The sequence below is a fragment of the Tepidicaulis marinus genome, assembly GCF_000739695.1.
In the GTDB taxonomy this organism is placed as follows: domain Bacteria; phylum Pseudomonadota; class Alphaproteobacteria; order Parvibaculales; family Parvibaculaceae; genus Tepidicaulis; species Tepidicaulis marinus.
This window is the reverse complement of the sequence record NZ_BBIO01000045.1, coordinates 1-2,200: the sequence shown is the minus strand read 5'-3', so window position 1 is coordinate 2,200 and position 2,200 is coordinate 1. Positions and strand designations below refer to the sequence as shown.

The following is a 2,200-nucleotide window of genomic DNA, read 5'->3' as shown; positions in this document are numbered from 1 at the left end:
ACACCTCAACCAGATCGACCTGGCTGCGCGCTGGAACATCAGTCACCGCACGCTTGAGCGGTGGCGCTGGACGGGCGAAGGCCCGCGCTTCGTCAAGCTCGGCGGTCGCGTCGTGTATCGCCTCGAAGACGTCGAGGAGTACGAGCGCGAGCAGATCCGGGCGAGCACCGCCGACCACCCCAGCAAGCCTGCAGCATGAGGTGGTGGTGATGACGATCTCCAACCGCATCTCCCTCGATGAGCTCCGGCGCATGGCTGTCGGCGACATCGCCGCTCTGTCCGCCGAGCAGCTCGCCCTCCTGCAGGACGAGGCCGCCGACGCTCTGCGCCGCGCCAAGACCGTCTGCGACTGGCTCGATGGGGCCGTCGCGCTGAAGTACGGCGATCGTGCCCACGCCGCACGGCAGGCCGCCGGCAAAGACACCGGGACCATCCGCTTCGACGACGGCGCGGTCACCGTGATCGCCGACCTGCCGAAGCGCGTCGACTGGGACCAGGACAAGCTCACCGCTCTCGTCGAACGCATCCGGGCCGAGGGCGACGACCCCACCGAATACGTCGATGTCGCGATCAAGGTGTCCGAGCGCAAGTACGCGGCCTGGCCGAGCCACATCCGCTCCGCCTTCGAGGACGCGCGCACCGTCCGCACCGGCAAGCCCAGCTTCCGTCTTTCCCTGAACACCGAGGTGACGTCATGAGCATCACGAAGAAGCTCGCGATGCTCCGCGAGCAACATTTCGGGCTGGACAAGCTGCCCGAGACCATCCGGGTGCCGGCCCTTGGCGAGCGTCACGACGAGACCGTCAAGCCGGTCGGGGCGGCCTCGATCGACGACCTGGCCTTCGCCCTCATCGGGCTGAACGAGCAGGCATCGGCTCTCTACCGCGAGATCGACGCGGTGCGCACCCTCCACGACGAGGCCCGCAAGGCCGGCGCGCTGGGAGCGGACATCGCGGTCGACGCCTTGATCGCGGCGAAGGGAGGCAAGTGATGGCGATTCCTGCCTCTCCCTGTCAGGCCTCCGGCCTTCCTCGCCTCTTGCCAATCATCTCGGCCGATCAGCGGCTCGCCGAGCCGCGCGGCATCAAGGGCACGATCTTCGGCAAGTCCGGGATCGGCAAGACCTCGCTTCTCTGGACGCTCGACCCCGCCACTACATTGTTCATCGACCTGGAGGCGGGCGACCTCGCCATCGAGGGATGGTCCGGCGACAGCGTCCGGCCGCGCACATGGGCCGAGTGCCGCGACTTCGCGGTCTTCATCGGCGGCCCCAATCCGGCGCTGCGGGACGACCAGGTCTACAGCGAGGCCCACTTCGCGGCGGTGTGCGAGCGCTTCGGCGATCCGGCTTCGCTCGACCGCTATCACACGGTCTTCATCGACTCGATCACCGTCGCCGGGCGGCTCTGCTTCCAATGGTGCAAGGGGCAGCCCGAGGCGTTCTCGGAGAAGACCGGCAAGCCCGATGTCCGCGGCGCCTATGGCCTGCACGGCCGCGAGATGGTCGCGTGGCTCACGCATCTGCAGCACACGCGGGCGAAGAACGTCTGGTTCGTCGGGATCCTCGACGAAAAGCTCGACGACTTCAATCGACGCATCTTCCAGCCGCAGATCGACGGCTCGAAGACCGGCCTCGAGCTGCCGGGCATCGTCGATGAAGTCCTGACGATGGCGGAGATCAAGGACGAGTTCGGCGCGCCGTACCGTGCCTTCGTCTGCCAGACGATCAACCCCTGGAACTTCCCGGCGAAGGATCGATCCGGCCGTCTCGACCTGATCGAGGAGCCGCATCTCGGCCGCCTGATGGCCAAGATCCGCGGCCCCGTGAAGCCCGCCTCCGAGCGGCTGGCCTATCGCAGCCCGCCCCCGGCCGCGACGGCGCCGACCTCCGACGCACCCACCCATTCCGAAAACGCCTGAACGAGGAGACCCCAGCCATGACTGGATCCTGGAACGATTTCAACGACGCCAAGCAGAACAGCAACATCATCCCCAAGGGCACGCTGGCCAAGGTGCGCCTGACGATCCGTCCGGGCGGATTCGACGATCCGGCGCAGGGCTGGACCGGCGGATACGCCACGCGGGGGACGACCGGCTCGGTCTATCTCTCGGGCGAGTTCACGGTTCTCGAAGGGCCCTACGCCCGGCGCAAGATCTTCACCCTGATCGGGCTCTACAGCCCCAAGGGGCCGGACTGGGC

At 67.5% G+C, this 2,200-nt stretch carries 4 protein-coding genes and 1 pseudogene; all 5 read left to right on the top strand.

The features are described from left to right. A partial coding sequence (locus M2A_RS16950) for a helix-turn-helix transcriptional regulator (RefSeq protein ID WP_081875723.1) occupies window positions 1-199 on the top strand: 199 nt, incomplete at its 5' end. A gap of 10 nt (window positions 200-209) precedes the next feature. Continuing rightward, window positions 210-698, top strand: coding sequence for a hypothetical protein (locus tag M2A_RS16945; RefSeq protein WP_045449929.1), 489 nt, complete (start codon window positions 210-212; stop codon window positions 696-698). Then, window positions 695-991, top strand: a complete 297-nt coding sequence (locus tag M2A_RS16940; protein ID WP_045449928.1) for a hypothetical protein — start codon at window positions 695-697, stop codon at window positions 989-991. The genes M2A_RS16945 and M2A_RS16940 overlap by 4 nt, the downstream gene beginning before the upstream one ends. Beyond that, window positions 991-1,920, top strand: coding sequence for an ATP-binding protein (locus tag M2A_RS16935; protein WP_045449927.1), 930 nt, complete (start codon window positions 991-993; stop codon window positions 1,918-1,920). The genes M2A_RS16940 and M2A_RS16935 overlap by 1 nt, the downstream gene beginning before the upstream one ends. Before the next feature lie 17 nt (window positions 1,921-1,937). Beyond that, window positions 1,938-2,200: pseudogene (locus tag M2A_RS16930) on the top strand (hypothetical protein); the annotation flags it as partial.